Annotated in this window: 15 protein-coding genes, 2 rRNA genes and 2 pseudogenes (1 of these 19 only partly in view); 17 read left to right on the top strand and 2 right to left on the bottom strand. The window is 66.9% G+C overall.

Annotation, left to right across the window (positions count from 1 at the left end; all coding sequences use genetic code 11):
- The 6 genes and pseudogenes from JL101_RS28930 to JL101_RS28905 form a co-directional block, all read left to right on the top strand.
- Positions 1-871: ribosomal RNA gene (locus tag JL101_RS28930) — 23S ribosomal RNA — on the top strand (it extends 1,872 nt beyond the left edge of the window).
- 130 nt (positions 872-1,001) lie between these two features.
- Positions 1,002-1,116: ribosomal RNA gene (gene rrf / locus JL101_RS28925) — 5S ribosomal RNA — on the top strand.
- Positions 1,117-1,210: 94 nt separating this feature from the next.
- A pseudogene (locus JL101_RS28920) lies at positions 1,211-1,330 on the top strand (hypothetical protein); the annotation flags it as partial.
- A gap of 78 nt (positions 1,331-1,408) precedes the next feature.
- Positions 1,409-1,696 (top strand): annotated as a pseudogene (locus tag JL101_RS28915) (hypothetical protein); the annotation flags it as partial.
- Positions 1,697-1,789: 93 nt separating this feature from the next.
- On the top strand, positions 1,790-3,058 hold the full coding sequence (locus JL101_RS28910) for an IS256 family transposase (protein ID WP_203104637.1): 1,269 nt from the start codon (positions 1,790-1,792) through the stop codon (positions 3,056-3,058).
- A gap of 61 nt (positions 3,059-3,119) precedes the next feature.
- Positions 3,120-3,296 carry a hypothetical protein gene (locus JL101_RS28905; protein WP_407697453.1) on the top strand — a complete coding sequence of 59 codons (177 nt, stop codon included), beginning with the start codon at positions 3,120-3,122 and terminating at the stop codon, positions 3,294-3,296.
- Positions 3,297-3,300: 4 nt separating this feature from the next.
- Here the strand turns inward: JL101_RS28905 and JL101_RS28900 are convergent, their stop codons facing one another.
- Positions 3,301-3,873, bottom strand: a complete 573-nt coding sequence (locus tag JL101_RS28900) for a sugar O-acetyltransferase (protein ID WP_203103177.1) — start codon at positions 3,871-3,873, stop codon at positions 3,301-3,303.
- A gap of 122 nt (positions 3,874-3,995) precedes the next feature.
- Here JL101_RS28900 and JL101_RS28895 point away from each other — a divergent pair, with 122 nt between their 5' ends.
- The 8 genes from JL101_RS28895 (at position 3,996) to JL101_RS28860 (ending at position 12,070) form a co-directional block, all read left to right on the top strand.
- A complete protein-coding gene (locus JL101_RS28895; RefSeq protein WP_203103176.1) occupies positions 3,996-4,958 on the top strand; it encodes a sugar-binding transcriptional regulator in 963 nt (320 codons plus the stop codon).
- 256 nt (positions 4,959-5,214) lie between these two features.
- Complete coding sequence (locus JL101_RS28890) at positions 5,215-6,534, top strand: ABC transporter substrate-binding protein (protein WP_203103175.1); 1,320 nt, start codon at positions 5,215-5,217, stop codon at positions 6,532-6,534.
- A gap of 88 nt (positions 6,535-6,622) precedes the next feature.
- Positions 6,623-7,537 carry a carbohydrate ABC transporter permease gene (locus JL101_RS28885; protein ID WP_203103174.1) on the top strand — a complete coding sequence of 305 codons (915 nt, stop codon included), beginning with the start codon at positions 6,623-6,625 and terminating at the stop codon, positions 7,535-7,537.
- Between the two features lie 12 nt (positions 7,538-7,549).
- Positions 7,550-8,371 (top strand): carbohydrate ABC transporter permease, encoded by an 822-nt coding sequence (locus tag JL101_RS28880; RefSeq protein ID WP_203103173.1) that lies wholly within the window; start codon positions 7,550-7,552, stop codon positions 8,369-8,371.
- 27 nt (positions 8,372-8,398) lie between these two features.
- A complete protein-coding gene (locus JL101_RS28875) occupies positions 8,399-9,529 on the top strand; it encodes an ABC transporter ATP-binding protein (RefSeq protein ID WP_203103172.1) in 1,131 nt (376 codons plus the stop codon).
- A 22-nt stretch (positions 9,530-9,551) separates the two neighbouring features.
- Positions 9,552-10,325: an SDR family NAD(P)-dependent oxidoreductase gene (locus JL101_RS28870; protein ID WP_203103170.1), complete on the top strand. Its 774-nt coding sequence runs from the start codon at positions 9,552-9,554 to the stop codon at positions 10,323-10,325.
- Between the two features lie 6 nt (positions 10,326-10,331).
- Entirely contained in the window at positions 10,332-11,369 is a 1,038-nt protein-coding gene (locus tag JL101_RS28865) for an aldo/keto reductase (RefSeq protein ID WP_228435569.1), read from the top strand.
- A complete protein-coding gene (locus JL101_RS28860; RefSeq protein WP_203103169.1) occupies positions 11,366-12,070 on the top strand; it encodes an HAD family hydrolase in 705 nt (234 codons plus the stop codon). Before JL101_RS28865 ends, JL101_RS28860 begins: the two co-directional genes overlap by 4 nt.
- On the opposite strand, the gene JL101_RS28855 is transcribed toward JL101_RS28860, so the two are convergent.
- Positions 12,067-12,963, bottom strand: coding sequence for an ROK family protein (locus JL101_RS28855; protein WP_203103168.1), 897 nt, complete (start codon positions 12,961-12,963; stop codon positions 12,067-12,069). The genes JL101_RS28860 and JL101_RS28855 overlap by 4 nt on opposite strands.
- A 246-nt stretch (positions 12,964-13,209) precedes the next feature.
- Here JL101_RS28855 and JL101_RS28850 point away from each other — a divergent pair, with 246 nt between their 5' ends.
- From JL101_RS28850 to gfa, 3 genes are all read left to right on the top strand, one after another.
- Positions 13,210-13,641, top strand: a complete 432-nt coding sequence (locus JL101_RS28850; RefSeq protein ID WP_203103167.1) for a hypothetical protein — start codon at positions 13,210-13,212, stop codon at positions 13,639-13,641.
- Positions 13,642-13,683: 42 nt separating this feature from the next.
- Positions 13,684-14,574 (top strand): AEC family transporter, encoded by an 891-nt coding sequence (locus tag JL101_RS28845; protein ID WP_203103166.1) that lies wholly within the window; start codon positions 13,684-13,686, stop codon positions 14,572-14,574.
- A 229-nt stretch (positions 14,575-14,803) separates the two neighbouring features.
- Positions 14,804-15,442, top strand: coding sequence for an S-(hydroxymethyl)glutathione synthase (gene gfa, locus JL101_RS28840; protein WP_203103165.1), 639 nt, complete (start codon positions 14,804-14,806; stop codon positions 15,440-15,442).
- Positions 15,443-15,483 lie beyond the last annotated feature (41 nt).

Genomic DNA, 15,483 nt, shown 5'->3' with positions numbered 1-15,483 from the left:
TGAATTCTCCGTGAAGATGCGGAGTACCCGCGGTCAGACGGAAAGACCCCGTGCACCTTTACTCCAGCTTTGCAGTGGTGCCAGGGTTCCCATGTGTAGGATAGGTGGGAGGCTATGAAACGCAGGCGCCAGCTTGCGCGGAGCCATCCTTGAAATACCACCCTTGGGATCTCTGGCATCTAACCGCGCTCCCTGAACCGGGAGCCGGGACCCTGCATGGCGGGGAGTTTGACTGGGGCGGTCGCCTCCCAAAGAGTAACGGAGGCGCGCGAAGGTTGGCTCAGAGCGGTCGGAAATCGCTCGACGAGTGCAATGGCATAAGCCAGCCTGACTGCGAGACCGACAAGTCGAGCAGAGACGAAAGTCGGCCATAGTGATCCGGTGGTCCCGCGTGGAAGGGCCATCGCTCAACGGATAAAAGGTACGCCGGGGATAACAGGCTGATCTCCCCCAAGAGTCCACATCGACGGGGAGGTTTGGCACCTCGATGTCGGCTCATCACATCCTGGGGCTGGAGCAGGTCCCAAGGGTTCGGCTGTTCGCCGATTAAAGTGGTACGTGAGCTGGGTTTAGAACGTCGTGAGACAGTTCGGTCCCTATCTGCCGTGGGTGTCGGAGTGCTGAGAGGCGCTGTCCCTAGTACGAGAGGACCGGGATGGACGCACCTCTGGTGTACCGGTTGTGGCGCCAGCCGCATCGCCGGGTAGCTAAGTGCGGACGGGATAACCGCTGAAAGCATCTAAGCGGGAACCCCCCCTCGAAACAAGCACTCCCCGAGAGCCGGGACAGACCATCCCGTCGATAGGAGGCGTGTGGAAGCGCGGCAACGCGTGAAGCTAAGCCTTACTAATCGCTCGATCGGCTTGATCCCGACCGAGCCCTCCGGACGCCATACGCAGCGGCAAGGCCGCACGGCGGCGATCCATCGAGGACATGCATCACTTCCGTCCAAGGTCACTTGAACTCATCCTCGACAGCCCGGCGCCCCTGCGCCTGGCCGACCTGGTGGTCATAGCGAGGGGCCCGCACCCGATCCCATCCCGAACTCGGCCGTGAAAACCCTCCGCGCCAATGGTACTGCGTCTCAAGACGTGGGAGAGTAGGTCGTCGCCAGGTCCGCCAGACGCAGACGTGCCGCAAGGCGATCACGATCGGATCCGACACCACCAAGGGCGGGAAGCTTCAGGCTTCCCGCCCTTGGTGGTTTTCCATGTCGCCCGGCACCTACCGCGCGCGTGTCGAGCGCTTGGCACTGGTGCCGCTGGAAGGCTTCGACTGGAACTGCCCCCAACACATCACGCCCCGTTTCCCGGCGGCTGGCTTATCCTGACCCCGGTTCCGCGATCACGCCGCGCACGGGGCTGTTGATGCGGAGAGGAACCGGTCGGCAATAAGGAAGGTGACGGACATGGCGCGTTTCGGCTGGAGCCTTGCGGCCCTCGTGATCGCCGCGCTCAGCCTGGGTCCCTCCTTCGCCCATGTCCTGGAGGCGCCGCCCCGGCTCACGCAGTGGCCGCCGGAACTGTGGCGCGAGGCGACGGTGTTCAACGGGCAGTTCCAGCTTTTCGCTATCGTCGGCGGCCCGTTGGATATCGGCGCGATCCTCGTCACGGCGGTGCTGGCATATACTCTCCGCCACGACCGCCCGAGCTTCCGTTACGCGCTCGCCGGCTCCGCCCTGTTCGCCGCCGAGCTATGGCGGAAACTGGGTGATGACGAGGTGAGGAAGGTGGCGTAACGAGGTAGGTGCTTGAAGCCTGCCAGAACCTCCACGAGGGAGCGCTACGCCATGAACGAAGATACCAGCATTGTCCGGTTTTGCCAGCCTGACGAAATCGATGATCCTCTGACGGCCCTTCTCCGATCGGGAGCCCGCCAGTTGCTGGAGCAGGCCATCGAAGCCGAGGTGGCGGCATTTCTGGCCTCCATGAAGGAGTTGAAACTGCCAGATGGCCGGGATCGGCTGGTCCGGCATGGCCATGGGCCGGAACGCGTGATCCAGACCGGTATCGGCCCGGTCGAGTTCCAGCGGGTCAAGGTTCGCGACCGGGATCCCGGTCCGGCTACGGGGCGGATCCGGTTCAGTTCGGCGCTGCTGCCGCGCTGGGCTCGGCGGACGACCAGTCTCGACGCTCTGCTTCCGATTCTGTACCTGCGCGGCGTCTCGGCCGGTGATTTCCAGGAGGCGCTGGGTGTCCTGCTCGGCAAGGACGCGCCCAACCTGTCGCCGTCCGTCATCGCCCGGCTGAAGGAGAGCTGGGCGGACGACTACGCGCGCTGGCAGAAGCGTGACTTGTCGGCCCGGCGCTACGTTTATGTCTGGGCCGACGGCGTCTACCTCCAGGCCCGTATGGAACCTACAGCCGAGTGCATGCTGGTGATGATCGGCGCCACGCCGGAAGGCAAAAAGGAACTGCTCGGCTTCCAGGTCGGCGTTCGCGAGAGCGCCCAAAGCTGGCGCGAACTGCTGATCGACCTGAAGGCGCGCGGGCTCACGATCGCTCCGGAACTGGCGGTCGCCGATGGTGCTTTGGGCTTCTGGAAGGCGCTCGACGAGGTCTATCCTGGGACACGGCACCAGCGGTGCTGGTTTCATAAAAGTTCTAATGTTCTCAACAAGGTGGCGAAATCGCTCCAGCCCGCGGTCAAGCAGGACCTGCGGGAGATCTGGATGGCGCCCGACCTCAAGGCAGCGGAGCGCGCCCTGGACGTCTTCGAGAAGAAGTACGGCGCCAAGTACTCCGGCGCCGTCGAGTGCCTGACCAAGGACCGCGACGCCCTGCTGGCCTTCTACAATTTCCCCGCCGAACATTGGGACCACGTGCGGACAACAAACCCGATCGAAAGCGTCTTCGCCACGGTCCGTCACCGGACGGTGCGCACCAAGGGCGCGCTCTCGCAGGACACTGCCAAGCTCATGGTCTTCAAGCTGATCTCGGCAGCCTCCAGAACCTGGCGACGGTTGAAGGGCGAAAACCAGTTGCCCAAGCTCATCCAGGGCGTCACATTCCGCGACGGCATCGAGGTCAGCGTGCCGACATCACAGAGCGCCGCCTGAATACCTCGTCACCCAAATTCCGCTATAGCTCTTCGCCGGTCTCGCCACTTGGTTCGCCTGGGTGGCGCCGGCCAACGCCGTCCTGGCGACATGGCAGCCCGGCCCCGTTCCGGAGGACTTCACCGCGATCCGCGACCGGTGGGAAACCGGGCACATGGCCGTCGCGGGCATCAAGCTGGCCGGTTTCGTCGCGACGGCGCTCTCCGTCCTCCCGGGTGGCCGAGCCTCCGAGCGCTGAGGGATCACGCCTTGCGGGCGGGGGGCTTGGCGGGATTGCCGACGACGGTGGCTCCCGCCGGCACGTCCCGCGTGACCACGCTGCCGGCGCCGACGACGGCATCGTCGCCGATGGTGACGCCCGGCAGGATGATGGCGCCGCTGCCGATCCAGACGTTCCGCCCGATCCTGATCGGCACGCCGCTCTCGTAGCCCTGCCGCCGCAGTTCGGGATCGCGCGGATGGTCGGCCGTGACGATCTGCACGAAAGTGCCGATCTGGCAGTTCTCGCCGATCTCGATGCCGACCACGTCGAGCAGCACGGCCCCGAAATTGATGAAGGTCCCGCGACCGAGCCGGATATTATAGCCGTAGTCGCAGTAGAAGGGCGGGCGCACGACGACGTCGTCGCCCTTGTGGCCGAGAAGGTTGGTCAGGATCGCGCTGCGCCGCTCGGTCTCGTCGGCGCCGGTGGCATTGTAGGCGCGCATCAGCCGGTCCGCCCGCAGATTGTCGGCCGCAAGCTCCGGGCCGACCGTGCGGTAAAGATCACCCGCAAGCATCTTTTCCTTCTCGCTCCGTCCGTCGGTGCCAGACATGCCATGCTCCTTTCCACGCGACAGACCGTTGAACGTCCGGGACGCGGAAAAGGATGCGCGTCCGACAAGGTCTATGGTCTACTCCCGCCCGACAGGCGGCAGCACGCGAAGGGACTGGCAGGGTGGCGGCACGGGACGGCAACAACACCAACCGAAAGCTCGATCTGGCCGCGCGGGCCGCTTGGCTCTACTACATCCGTGGCCGCACCCAGGACGAGATCGCCGCCGAATTGAACGTGTCGCGCCAGAACGCCCAGCGGCTGGTGGCGCTGGCGACCGCCGAGGGGCTGATCAAGTTCCGCATGGACTATCCGATCACCGAATGCGTCGAGATGGCCGAGCGCCTGCGCGACCGCTTCGAGCTGGTGTTCTGCGACATCGTTCCGGGCGAACGGCGGGAGGAGACGCCGCTCGCCGGAATCGCGATCAGCGCCGCCGAGCGGATCGAAAGCTACCTGTCGAGCAAGGCTCCCGCCGTGCTGGCGCTCGGCACCGGCCGCACCCTGCGGGCGGCGGTCGCCCAGGTCTCCGCCATGGAAAGGCCGCAGCACAAGATCGTCTCCCTCGTCGGCAACCTGACTCGCGACGGACGCGCCAGCCCCTACGACGTCGCCATGCGGCTGTGCGACAAGACCGGCGCGCAATGCTACCCCCTGCCGACCCCGGTGGTCGCCGACGACGTCGAGGAACGAAAGCTGCTGCAGTCGCAGCGCTGGTACAAGACGGTCAGCTCGCTGGTCCATCAGGTGAAGGCGTCCTTCATGGGCATCGGCGAGATCGGCTGGGGCTCGCCCCTGCATGTGGACGGCTTCATCACCGACCGGGAGTTGGCCGATCTGGTCAGCGCCCATGCCGTGGGCGAAATGCTGGGCTGGGCGTTCGACCAGAACGGCGAGTTGTTGACGACCACCTTCAACGAGCGCCTGACCGCTCCGCCGCTGGTGGTTCCGGCCGCCGCCCCGACCATCATCATGGGGGCGGGTTCCGCCAAGGTTCCCGCGATCCGGGCCGCCCTCCGCGGCCGCCTCGCCAACGGCCTGATCACGGACGAGACGACGGCGGCACAGGTCCTCGCCCTGGACTGACCCAGGCAGACAAAAGCAGACCTGCAGGATTTACCTGAGCAAGAGCCCGGGACCGGACATTTGCTCACAAACCCCGAATCTGATTTTCGCAAACGCAGCAACAGATCCGATATTGCCAAGCTGTACTCGCATTAATCCTTCCAAGACCCTTGACGGCCAAATCTCGGTATGGGAAGTTTGCCCAACGCTCGGGCAAATGCTCATTTCCCTCATGGGCAGGCAGTTGCGCCAGGGCGACTATAGGGAGGAGAACAGGATGATCAGCAGGACCCGGCTTCTCGGGCTTCTCGCGGCGACCATGCTCGCGGGAACCACCACCGTCCACGCACAGACCCGGCTGACGATCGCGACCGTCAACAACGGCGACATGATCGTCATGCAGAAGCTGTCCAGCCGCTTCGAGCAGCAGAACCCCGACATCAAGCTGGATTGGGTGGTGCTGGAGGAAAACGTGCTGCGCCAGCGCGTCACCACCGACATCGCGACCAAGGGCGGCCAGTACGACGTGCTCACCATCGGCACCTATGAAGTGCCGATCTGGGCGAAGCAGGGCTGGCTGAAGAAGTTCGACGATCTGCCCGCCGGCTACGACACCGAGGACGTCCTGAAGCCGGTGCGCGAGGGTCTGTCCCACGAGAACACCCTCTACGCCCTGCCGTTTTACGGCGAAAGCTCGATGACCTACTACCGGACCGACTTGGTCGAGAAGGCCGGCATGACCATGCCGGAGCAGCCGACCTACGACCAGATCAAGGAGATCGCCGCCAAGATCCACGACCCGGCCAACCAAGTCTACGGCATCTGCCTGCGCGGCAAGCCGGGCTGGGGCGAGAACATGGCGCTGATCAGCACCATGGTGAACACCTTCGGCGGCCGCTGGTTCGACATGGACTGGAAGCCCATGATAGACAGCCCCGAATGGACCCAGGCGGTGGGCTTCTACATCGACCTGCTGAAGAACTACGGCCCGCCCGGCGCCAGCAGCAACGGCTTCAACGAGAACCTGGCGATGTTCTCCAACGGGCAATGCGGGATCTGGATCGACGCCACGGTCGCGGCCGGCATGCTGTTCAATCCGCAGATGTCCAAGGTCTCGGACAAGCTGGGCTTCGCCCAGGCCCCCGTCGCATCCTGGCCCAAGGGCTCCAACTGGCTGTGGTCCTGGGCGCTCGCCGTCCCGGAATCCTCCAAGAAGGAGGAAGCCGCGAAGAAGTTCGTCACCTGGGCCACGTCCAAGGAATACATCCAGCTCGTCGGCGAGACGGAAGGCTGGGTCTCCGTGCCGCCGGGCACCCGCACCTCGACCTATGAGACCAAGCAGTATGTCGAGGCGGCGCCCTTCGCCAGGTTCGTCCTGAAGGCGATCGAGTCCACCGACCCGATCAACACCACCAAGGAGCCCAAGCCCTATGTCGGCGTGCAGTTCGTCGGCATTCCCGAGTTCCAGGCGATCGGCACCCAGACCGGCCAGACCATGGCGGCGGCCCTGACCGGCCAGATGAAGCTCGACCAGGCGCTGAAGACGGCCCAGTCGGCCGCCCAGCGGGCGGTCCGGCAAGCCGGCTACGCGAAGTAGGCACACGTCACCGTCGCGTTCCCTCCCGCGGCCATTGAGCCGGCCGCGGGGCAGGGGGACCCTGTCCCAGCACACTGGAAACCGCCCCATGTCAGCCATCACAGCTTCCGGGGACGTCAAGCCGGCCTCGCCGGCGCGTGGATCCAGGCAGAAGGTAAGGACGCTGCCCTTCATTGCGCCGTCGGTGCTCATCCTGCTGGTCTGGATGATCGTGCCCCTGGCGATGACCCTCTATTTCTCGGTCATGCGCTACAACCTGCTGAACCCGGTCGTCGAATTCGCCGGTTTCGGCAACTACCAATATCTGCTGGAAGACCCCAGCCTGTGGACCGCGATGTGGAACACGCTGGTCCTGGTCGGCTCCGTCCTGGCGATCACCGTGGTGTCCGGCACGCTGCTGGCCGTCCTGTTCGACCAGGAGTTCCCCGGCCGCGGCATCGCCCGCCTGTTCGCCATTGCGCCCTTCTTCGTGATGCCGACGGTCAGCGCGCTGATCTGGAAGAACCTGCTGATGCACCCGATCAACGGCATCTTCGGGTTCCTGTCCCGCTCGGTCGGGCTGGAGCCGGTCGACTGGTTCGCCCAGTTCCCCATGACCGCCGTCATCATGATCGTGTCCTGGCAGTGGATCCCGTTCGCCCTGCTGATCCTGCTGACCGCCATCCAGTCGCTCGACAACGAGCAGAAGGAGGCGGCGCGGATGGACGGGGCAGGCCCGTTCTCGATGTTCTTCTTCATCATCCTGCCCCATTTGGGCCGCGCCATCTCGGTCGTCGTGATGATCGAGACGATCTTCCTGCTGACGGTCTTCGCCGAGATCTTCGTGACCACCTCCGGCGGCCCCGGCCTCGCCACCACCAACCTGGCCTTCCTGATCTATGTCCGGGCCCTGCTGGAATACGACGTGGGCGGCGCTTCGGCCGGCGGCGTGATCGCCATCGTCCTGGCCAACGTCGTGGCCTTCTTCGTGGTGCGGACCATCGCCCGCAACCTGGAAGCCTGAGGAGGAACCCCCATGAACCACTCCGTCAGGTCGCAGGTCCTGGTCACCGTCCTCGGCTGGGGCGCGGCACTGGTCCTGTTCTTCCCGATCCTCTGGATGCTGCTGACCGGATTCAAGACCGAGGTCGAAGCGATCGCCACCCCGCCGGCCCTGTTCTTCTCGCCGACGCTGGAGAATTACGAGGCGGTGTTCCAGCGGGCCGACTATCTCAGCTTCGCGCTCAACAGCATCGTCGTCTCCCTGGTGGCAACGGCGCTGGCGATCCTGATCGCGGTGCCGGCCGCCTATGCCATGGCGTTCTTCCCGACCAAGCGGACACGCGGCACGCTGCTGTGGATGCTGTCCACCAAGATGATGCCGCCGGTCGGCGTGCTGGTGCCGATGTACCTGCTGTTCCGCGACTTCGGCCTGCTGGACACCCTGACCGGCCTGATCATCGTCTACACGCTGATGAACCTGCCGATCGTGATCTGGATGCTCTACACCTTCTTCAAGGAGGTCCCGCACGAGATCCTGGAGGCCGGTCGCATGGACGGCGCCCGCGCCAAGCAAGAGGTGACGCTCCTGCTGCTGCCGCTCGCCCTGCCGGGCATCGCGTCCACCGCCCTGCTATCGATCATCCTGTGCTGGAACGAGGCCTTCTGGAGCCTCAACCTCAGCGCCCACAACGCCGCCCCGCTGACCGCCTTCATCGCCAGCTTCTCCAGCCCGGAAGGTCTGTTCTGGGCCAAGCTGTCGGCGGCCTCGACGCTCGCGATCGCCCCCATCCTCGTGTTCGGCTGGATGAGCCAGCGCCAGCTTGTTCGCGGCCTGACCTTCGGCGCGGTGAAGTAAGAAACGTTTTCAAAGAGGAAACGACCCATGGCAACCGTGACCCTGCGGAATATCCGCAAGAAGTACGGCGAAGTCGAAGTCATAAAGGGAGTGGACCTGGACGTCGCCGACCGTGAGTTCGTCGTCTTCGTCGGACCTTCCGGCTGCGGCAAGTCCACGCTGCTGCGGATGATCGCCGGGCTGGAAAGCATCACCGACGGCGATCTGCTGATCGACGGCACCCGGGCCAACGACATCGGCCCGGCCGACCGGGGCCTCGCGATGGTGTTCCAGTCCTACGCGCTCTACCCGCACATGACGGTGGCGGACAACATGGCGTTCAGCCTGCGCCTCGCCGGCGTCTCCAAGGAGGAGCGCATGCGGAAGGTGACCGAGGCCGCCAACGTCCTCCACCTCGGCCCCCTGCTGGAGCGGCGGCCGAAGGAGCTGTCGGGCGGGCAGCGCCAGCGCGTCGCGATCGGCCGGGCCATCGTCCGCCAGCCCAAGGTCTTCCTGTTCGACGAGCCGCTGTCCAACCTGGACGCGGCGCTCCGGGTCCAGATGCGCATCGAACTGGCCAAGCTTCACGAGAAGCTGGAGGCCACCATGATCTACGTGACCCACGACCAGATCGAGGCCATGACCATGGCGGACAAGATCGTCGTCCTCCAGGGCGGCGTGGTCGAGCAGGTCGGCAGCCCGCTGGAGCTTTACCACCATCCGCGCAACCTGTTCGTCGCCGGCTTCATCGGGTCGCCCAAGATGAACCTGATGCCCGGGCGGGTGATCGGTCGGGCCGAGGCCGGCATCACCGTCGAGCTGGCGAACGGAATCCCGCTGCCGGTTCCGGTCAAGGCCGACCGCGTGACCGCCGGCGACGAGGTGACCGTCGGCATCCGGCCGGAGCATCTGCGCCTGACCCCCGACGGCGAGATCGCCGGCACCGTGCTGGTGACCGAGCGGCTGGGCGGCCTGACCTTCCTGCACATCCAGGTGCCCGGCGACATGGTCATGATCGTCCAGGCCGACGGGGACGAGGCGGCCTCGATCCATGATCACGTCAAGCTGACCGTCAACCCGCGGGGCTGCCACCTGTTCGGCCGCGACGGCATGGCGGTCGAGCACGTGACCCGTCACCACCTGATCGAACCCGGCGCCGCCGGCCGGCGCTCGGCCTGAACATCCATCCGGGAGACATCTCATGTACCTGCAAAAATACGACCTCGCCGGCCGCACCGCCCTGGTCACGGGCGGAAGCCGCAACATCGGCCTCGCCTGCTCCCAGGCGCTGGCCGAGGCCGGGGCCAGGGTGGTCATCACCGACATCTCGGAGGAACTGGCCTTCTCCGGCCGCGACCAGCTCGTCAAGGCGGGCCACAAGGCCGAGGCGGTCGTGCTCGACGTCACCAACCCGACCCAGGTGACCTCCGTCGTGGATGGCGTCGCCCAGGCCCATGGCGGCCTCGACATCCTGGTCTGCAACGCCGGCATCGCCCGGAGCGACGTCCCGGCGGAGGAGGTCACCGACGAGCATTGGCTGAACGTCATCGACGTCAACCTGAACGGCGTGTTCTGGAGCTGCCGCGCCGCCGGCCGCCACATGCTGGCGAAGGGCAGGGGGGCCATCGTCAATGTCGGCTCCATGTCCGGCTTCATCGTCAACAAGCCGCAGCCCCAGTCCTATTACAACGCCTCCAAGGCGGGCGTCCATCACCTGACCAGGTCGCTGGCGGCGGAGTGGGGGGAGCGCGGCGTTCGGGTCAATGCCGTGGCGCCGACCTACATCGAGACTTCGCTGACCAAGTTCGGCATGGAGGACGAGCGCATGTATCCGGTATGGCTGGAGAACACGCCCATGCGCCGGGTCGGCCAGCCGGACGAGATCGCCTCCGTCGTCCTGTTCCTGGCGTCCGACGCCTCCAGCCTGATGACCGGCAGCATCGTGCTGGCCGATGGCGGCTACACCTGCTGGTAAGGCGACATGATGATCAGGCTCGACGAACTGCGCCGCATCGGCACCACGGACGTCGCCGTCAGCCCCTTGGGCTTCGGCGGCAACGTGCTCGGCAACCTGTACGACACGGTGGAGGAGGACGCGGCGCTCGACACCGTGGCGGCGGCCTACGAGAGCGGCGTCCGCCTGTTCGACACGGCGCCGCTCTATGGCCACGGCCTCAGCGAGCACCGGATCGGCACCGCCCTGCGGCGCTACCCGCGCGACGGGTTCGTGCTGTCGTCCAAGGTCGGGCGGCTGCTGAAGCCCCACGGCAAGGTGCCGCCGCCGAGGCTTGATCCGTCCCAGGGCGGCATCTTCACCGGCGAGCTGCCGTTCCAGCCGGTGTTCGACTACACCTACGAGGGTACGATCCGCTCGGTCGAGGACAGCCTCCAGCGCCTGGGCATGAACCGGATCGACATGGTGCTGATCCACGACGCCGACATGTGGACCCACGGCGACAGCTATGAGGCCCGGCTGGAGGATGTCCGCACCGGCGCCCTGCCGGCCCTCCGGCGCCTGAAGGAGGACGGCGTGATCCGCGCCTTCGGCGCCGGCGTCAACCAGGCGGAGGCCTGTGAGCGGCTGATGGATATCGGCCGGTTCGACTGTTTCCTGCTGGCCGGGCGCTATACCCTGCTGGAGCAGGGCGGGCTGGACCGGTTCCTGCCGCGCTGCGCGGCCGAGCAGGTCTCGATCATCCTCGGCGCCCCCTTCAACTCCGGCATCCTGGCGACCGGGGCGACCGAGGACGCCCGCTACAACTACCTGCCGGCCCCGCCGGAGGTGAAGCGGCGGGTGGCCGCGATCGAGGAGGTCTGCCGCCGCCACAGGGTCAGCCTGCCGGCGGCAGCCCTCCAGTTCCCGCTGTTCCATCCGGCGGTGACGACGGTCATCCCCGGCTCAAAGTCCCGGGCGGAGGCGGAGCGCAACGTCGCCCTGGTGACCGAGACGATCCCGCCGGAATTCTGGCGCGACCTGAGGAGGTCCGACCTGATCCGGTCCGACGCCCCGATACCATGACGGAGGCCGGGGGAAGGCCGGCGGGCGGCCTGGTCATCTTCGACTGCGACGGCGTGCTGGTGGACAGCGAGCCGATCAGCATCCGCTGCACGGCGGCGGCGCTGAACCGCTTCGGCTACCCGATCGACGAGGACGGCGTGTTCGACCGATTCCTCGGTGCCAGCACCGCCTCCATGGTCGCGACCGTGGAGGCAAGCCTCGGCCGCCCGCTGGCGCCCGAGGCCCTGGACGACCTCCGGCGGGAGATCCTGGCGGCCTTCGACCGCGAGCTCACCGCGATCCCCGGCGTCGCCGAGGCGGCGGCCCGCCTGGAGCGGCCCTTCTGCGTCGCCTCCAGCAGCATCCCGGAGCGGATCCGCCACTCGCTGCGGCTGACCGGCCTGCTGCCGCTGTTCGAGCCCGCCATCTTCAGCGCCACCATGGTCGTCCACGGCAAGCCGGCGCCCGACCTGTTCCTGCTCGCCGCCAAGCGGCTGGGCGCCGATCCTGCCGGCTGCGTCGTGGTCGAGGACAGCATCCACGGCGTGCGCGCGGGGCAGGCGGCCGGTATGGCCGTGCTGGGCTTCACCGGAGGCAGCCACGTCGCGGGCGACCCGGCCCGGCGCGAGCGGCACGCCTGGCGGCTGAAGCAGGCGGGCGCCGCGCTGGTGTTCGACCGCATGGAGGAGCTGCCGGGCCTTGTCCGCGAGGTGTCCCGTTAATCCGGCCACAGCCGGGCGGCGCCCCGGACGCCGCTTGAATCACCGTGCGCCGCCCGGAGCACCGGCGTCCGGCACTCGCCGCCGAAGGTGTGGCGGGCGAGCAGGTCCGGCACGGTCCGGTACAGGCGGGCGATGTTGGACAGGCCGCCGCCCAGCACGATCACGTCGGGGTCCATCAGGGTGACGACCTGCCCCAGGGCCCGGGCCAGCCGGTCCTCATAGGTCCGGAGCGCGGCGTCGGCGACCCGGTCGCCCGCATCGGCACGCGCGGCGATCTCGGCGGCCGGCCGGAAGACGCCCGAGGCGTCGCGGTAGTCGGCCTCGAACTCCGGCCCCGCCAGGAAGCTCTCGATGCAGCCGGTCCGCCCGCAGAAACACGGCTTCCGGCCCAGCTCGTCGCCCCGCCGCTGGGGCAGTTCCAGATGCCCCCACTCGCCGGCCGCCCTGTTGCCGCCCTCGTGGACCTTGCCGCCGAACGCGAACCCGCCGCCGCACCCGGTCCCCAGTACGGCGGCGAACACGACGCCCGCCCCGGCCGCCGCACCGTCGAAGGCCTCCGACGACGCGAGGCAGTTGGCGTCGTTGGCGCAGCGGACCGGCCGGCCGAGCGCCGCCTCCAGGTCGTCGCGGAACGGCTGGCCGGTCATCCAGACGGAGTTGCTGCCCTTGATCCTGCCGGTGGCCGGGCTGATCGATCCCGGCATGCCGACCCCGACGCTGCCCCACCGCCCGGCCTCCCGCTCGACCGCCCGGACGATCCCGGCGACCGCCTCCACCGTGGCGGGATAGTCACCGCGCGGCGTCGGCACCCGCAGGCGCACCCTGGCGACGCCGTCGGCATCGAGGGCGATCGCCTCGATCTTCGTGCCGCCGACATCCACGCCGATCCGCATTCCGCCCACCGGGAAATCCGCCTCCTGCCCGCCGGGAACAATACGGAAAGCGCCGACGGGACGCCAGCATGGCTTCGGTCACCCTGCGGTCCGAGCTAGCCGTGGCAGATAGTTGTGAGCCGCGCCGGGCTTTCTGGAGGTCGATTTGCTTGAGCGACGCCGTCACGGCGACGTCGCCAGTATGGCCGGATTGACAACCGCGCCGGCGGAGGCGATGACAGCATTCCACCGAGTCCATCGGAAATCATGCCGATCCGTCCCGAAGACCGCTTCTACTATCCCATCGACTGGCACCAGCTGTCCCTGGCCGTCCGTTTCAAGCGCGCCGGCGGGCGTTGCGAGAAGTGCGGCCGGCGCCATCTGGCGCGGATCCGGGTCCTGCCCGACGGGCGCTGGATGGACTGCGCCGTGGGCGACACCTGGCGCGACCGGAACGGCCACCAGTGCCCGTGGCCGGACATCGTCGAGATCGCCGGGTCCAAGCTGAGCCGGGTCGTCCTGTCCTGCTGCCACAAGGACTGCAATCCGGAGAACAACCATCCCTCCAACCTCGCGGCCTGGTGCCAGTGGTGCCACCTGGATTCGGACAGGCCGTGGCATCGCCGGCAGTTCGCCCTTACCATCAAGATGCGGCGCTCGCTGGGCGACCTGTTCCAGGGCATCTACCGGCGCTGGTGAAGCGGCCGGCACCGAAATATCACGAAAGAGCCTTCGAGCATCATGGACCTGCAAGCCCTCCTGTCCGGCATGGTCGCCGTCATAGCACCTGTCCTGGTGGTCGCGGCGCTCGGGTTCGGATGGGCGCGCGCCAAGCTGCCCTATGACAGCGCGTTCATCACGACCTTCGCCATCAATGTCTCGACGCCCTCGCTGGTCTTCTCGGCGCTGACCCGGCTGCCGCTGGGCGGGGAGCAGGTCTGGACCATGACCGTCGCGGCGGTCGCCTGCATCGCCCTGCCCGGGCTGGTCGCCCTGCCGATGCTGCTGGCGGCCCGGATCCCCTGGCGCGTCTATGTCCCGGCGCTCAGCTTTCCCAACTGCGGCAACCTGGGCCTGCCGATCTGCCTGTTCGCGTTCGGGGAACAGGGGCTGAGCCTGGGCGTCATGTTCTTCGCCGCCATGGCGGTCGGCCAGTTCACCCTGGGCCCGGCCCTGGCCTCCGGACGGATCAACCTGAAGCAGCTGGCGACGACACCGGTGCTCTACAGCGTCGCCCTGGCGCTGACGTTCCAGCTGACGGAGACGGCGGTCCCCCGGTGGATCGCCAACACGACCGGCCTACTCGGCGACTGCGCCGTGCCGCTGATGCTGTTCTCGCTCGGCGTGGCGCTGGCCCGGCTGAGGTTCGGCGGAACCGCCCGCGCCCTCCTGCTCTCCGCGCTGCGCATCCTGCTGGGGGCCGCGGCCGGCTTCGGCGTGTCCTGGGCGATGGAGCTGGAAGGCATGATGCGGGGGGTGGTCGTCCTGCAGAGTTCCATGCCCGTGGCGGTGTTCAACTATCTCTGGGCGCTACGCTACAACAACTCGCCTGAGGAGGTCGCGGCCATGGTGCTGGGATCGACGGTGCTGGCGTTCCTGACATTGCCGCTCCTCCTGCTGGCCGTCATGTGACGACGCCGGAGCCCGCGCCGGAGGCTCGCGTCAATAGTGTGCCGATCGTCTCTGAAATTTGGACTAATGCGTCCGGCTCATGGCGGGCGGCAATAGATTATGACAAGATCAAGTTCGGAAGGTTGTAGACAGCCGTCCGAAACTATCGGGATGCACCGAAGTGGTGCCATTACCCTGCAAATGAACGCTGGCCGAATCCACTGCGGGCTAGACGAACGGGAGGAAACATATGTTTTGGCGAAAAAGCAACAATAAGACCACCGCAAGCAACGCTCCCACCAACACCGTCAGCTACAGCTCGGTGAAGATCCATCCCTCCGTCGACAACGGCGTGGTCGCCGGGGCGCCCAACTTCGCCGGAGGCACGCTGCATTGCAAATGCGCGCAGAACCGGGTCGAGGTCCAGATCAAGGGCAATTCGGCGCACAACCACGTCTGCGGCTGCACCAAGTGCTGGAAGCCGGCCGGTGCGCTGTTCTCCATGGTGGCCGTGGTGCCGCGCGACAACCTGAAGGTCACGGCGAACGCCGACAAGCTCCAGGTCGTGGATCCGTCGGCCGCGATCCAGCGCTATGCCTGCAAGGAGTGCGGCGTCCACATGTACGGGCGGATCGAGAACACCGCCCATCCGTTCTACGGCCTGGACTTCATCCATACGGAGCTGTCCGACCAGAAAGGCTGGAGCGCGCCCGAGTTCGCGGCCTTCGTCTCCTCCATCATCGAGTCCGGCGCCAGGCCGGAACAGATGGCCGGCGTCCGGGGCCGGCTCCGCGAACTGAAGCTGGAGCCCTATGACTGCCTGTCGCCGCCGCTGATGGACCTGATCGCGACGCACACCGCCAAGAGCAAAGGCGTCCTGGCCGCCTGACGGCACCTTTGACGGCATGGCCGGGACGGCGGAGGCGTACC

Source organism: Skermanella rosea, from assembly GCF_016806835.2.
In the GTDB taxonomy this organism is placed as follows: Bacteria; Pseudomonadota; Alphaproteobacteria; order Azospirillales; family Azospirillaceae; genus Skermanella; species Skermanella rosea.
Note: the sequence above shows the minus strand (reverse complement) of the source record. Positions and strands in the feature narration are given on the sequence as shown.

Bases quoted from the DNA above. Each gene is read 5' to 3' on its own strand.
- JL101_RS28885 (WP_203103174.1), top strand. From the start codon at position 6,623: ATGTCAGCCATCACAGCTTCCGGGGACGTCAAGCCGGCCTCGCCGGCG.
- JL101_RS28850 (WP_203103167.1), top strand. From the start codon at position 13,210: ATGCCGATCCGTCCCGAAGACCGCTTCTACTATCCCATCGACTGGCAC.
- JL101_RS28860 (WP_203103169.1), top strand. From the start codon at position 11,366: ATGACGGAGGCCGGGGGAAGGCCGGCGGGCGGCCTGGTCATCTTCGAC.
- JL101_RS28865 (WP_228435569.1), top strand. From the start codon at position 10,332: ATGATGATCAGGCTCGACGAACTGCGCCGCATCGGCACCACGGACGTC.
- JL101_RS28910 (WP_203104637.1), top strand. From the start codon at position 1,790: ATGAACGAAGATACCAGCATTGTCCGGTTTTGCCAGCCTGACGAAATC.
- gfa (WP_203103165.1), top strand. From the start codon at position 14,804: ATGTTTTGGCGAAAAAGCAACAATAAGACCACCGCAAGCAACGCTCCC.
- JL101_RS28900 (WP_203103177.1), bottom strand. From the start codon at position 3,873: ATGTCTGGCACCGACGGACGGAGCGAGAAGGAAAAGATGCTTGCGGGT.
- JL101_RS28855 (WP_203103168.1), bottom strand. From the start codon at position 12,963: ATGCGGATCGGCGTGGATGTCGGCGGCACGAAGATCGAGGCGATCGCC.
- JL101_RS28875 (WP_203103172.1), top strand. From the start codon at position 8,399: ATGGCAACCGTGACCCTGCGGAATATCCGCAAGAAGTACGGCGAAGTC.
- JL101_RS28845 (WP_203103166.1), top strand. From the start codon at position 13,684: ATGGACCTGCAAGCCCTCCTGTCCGGCATGGTCGCCGTCATAGCACCT.
- JL101_RS28870 (WP_203103170.1), top strand. From the start codon at position 9,552: ATGTACCTGCAAAAATACGACCTCGCCGGCCGCACCGCCCTGGTCACG.
- JL101_RS28890 (WP_203103175.1), top strand. From the start codon at position 5,215: ATGATCAGCAGGACCCGGCTTCTCGGGCTTCTCGCGGCGACCATGCTC.
- JL101_RS28880 (WP_203103173.1), top strand. From the start codon at position 7,550: ATGAACCACTCCGTCAGGTCGCAGGTCCTGGTCACCGTCCTCGGCTGG.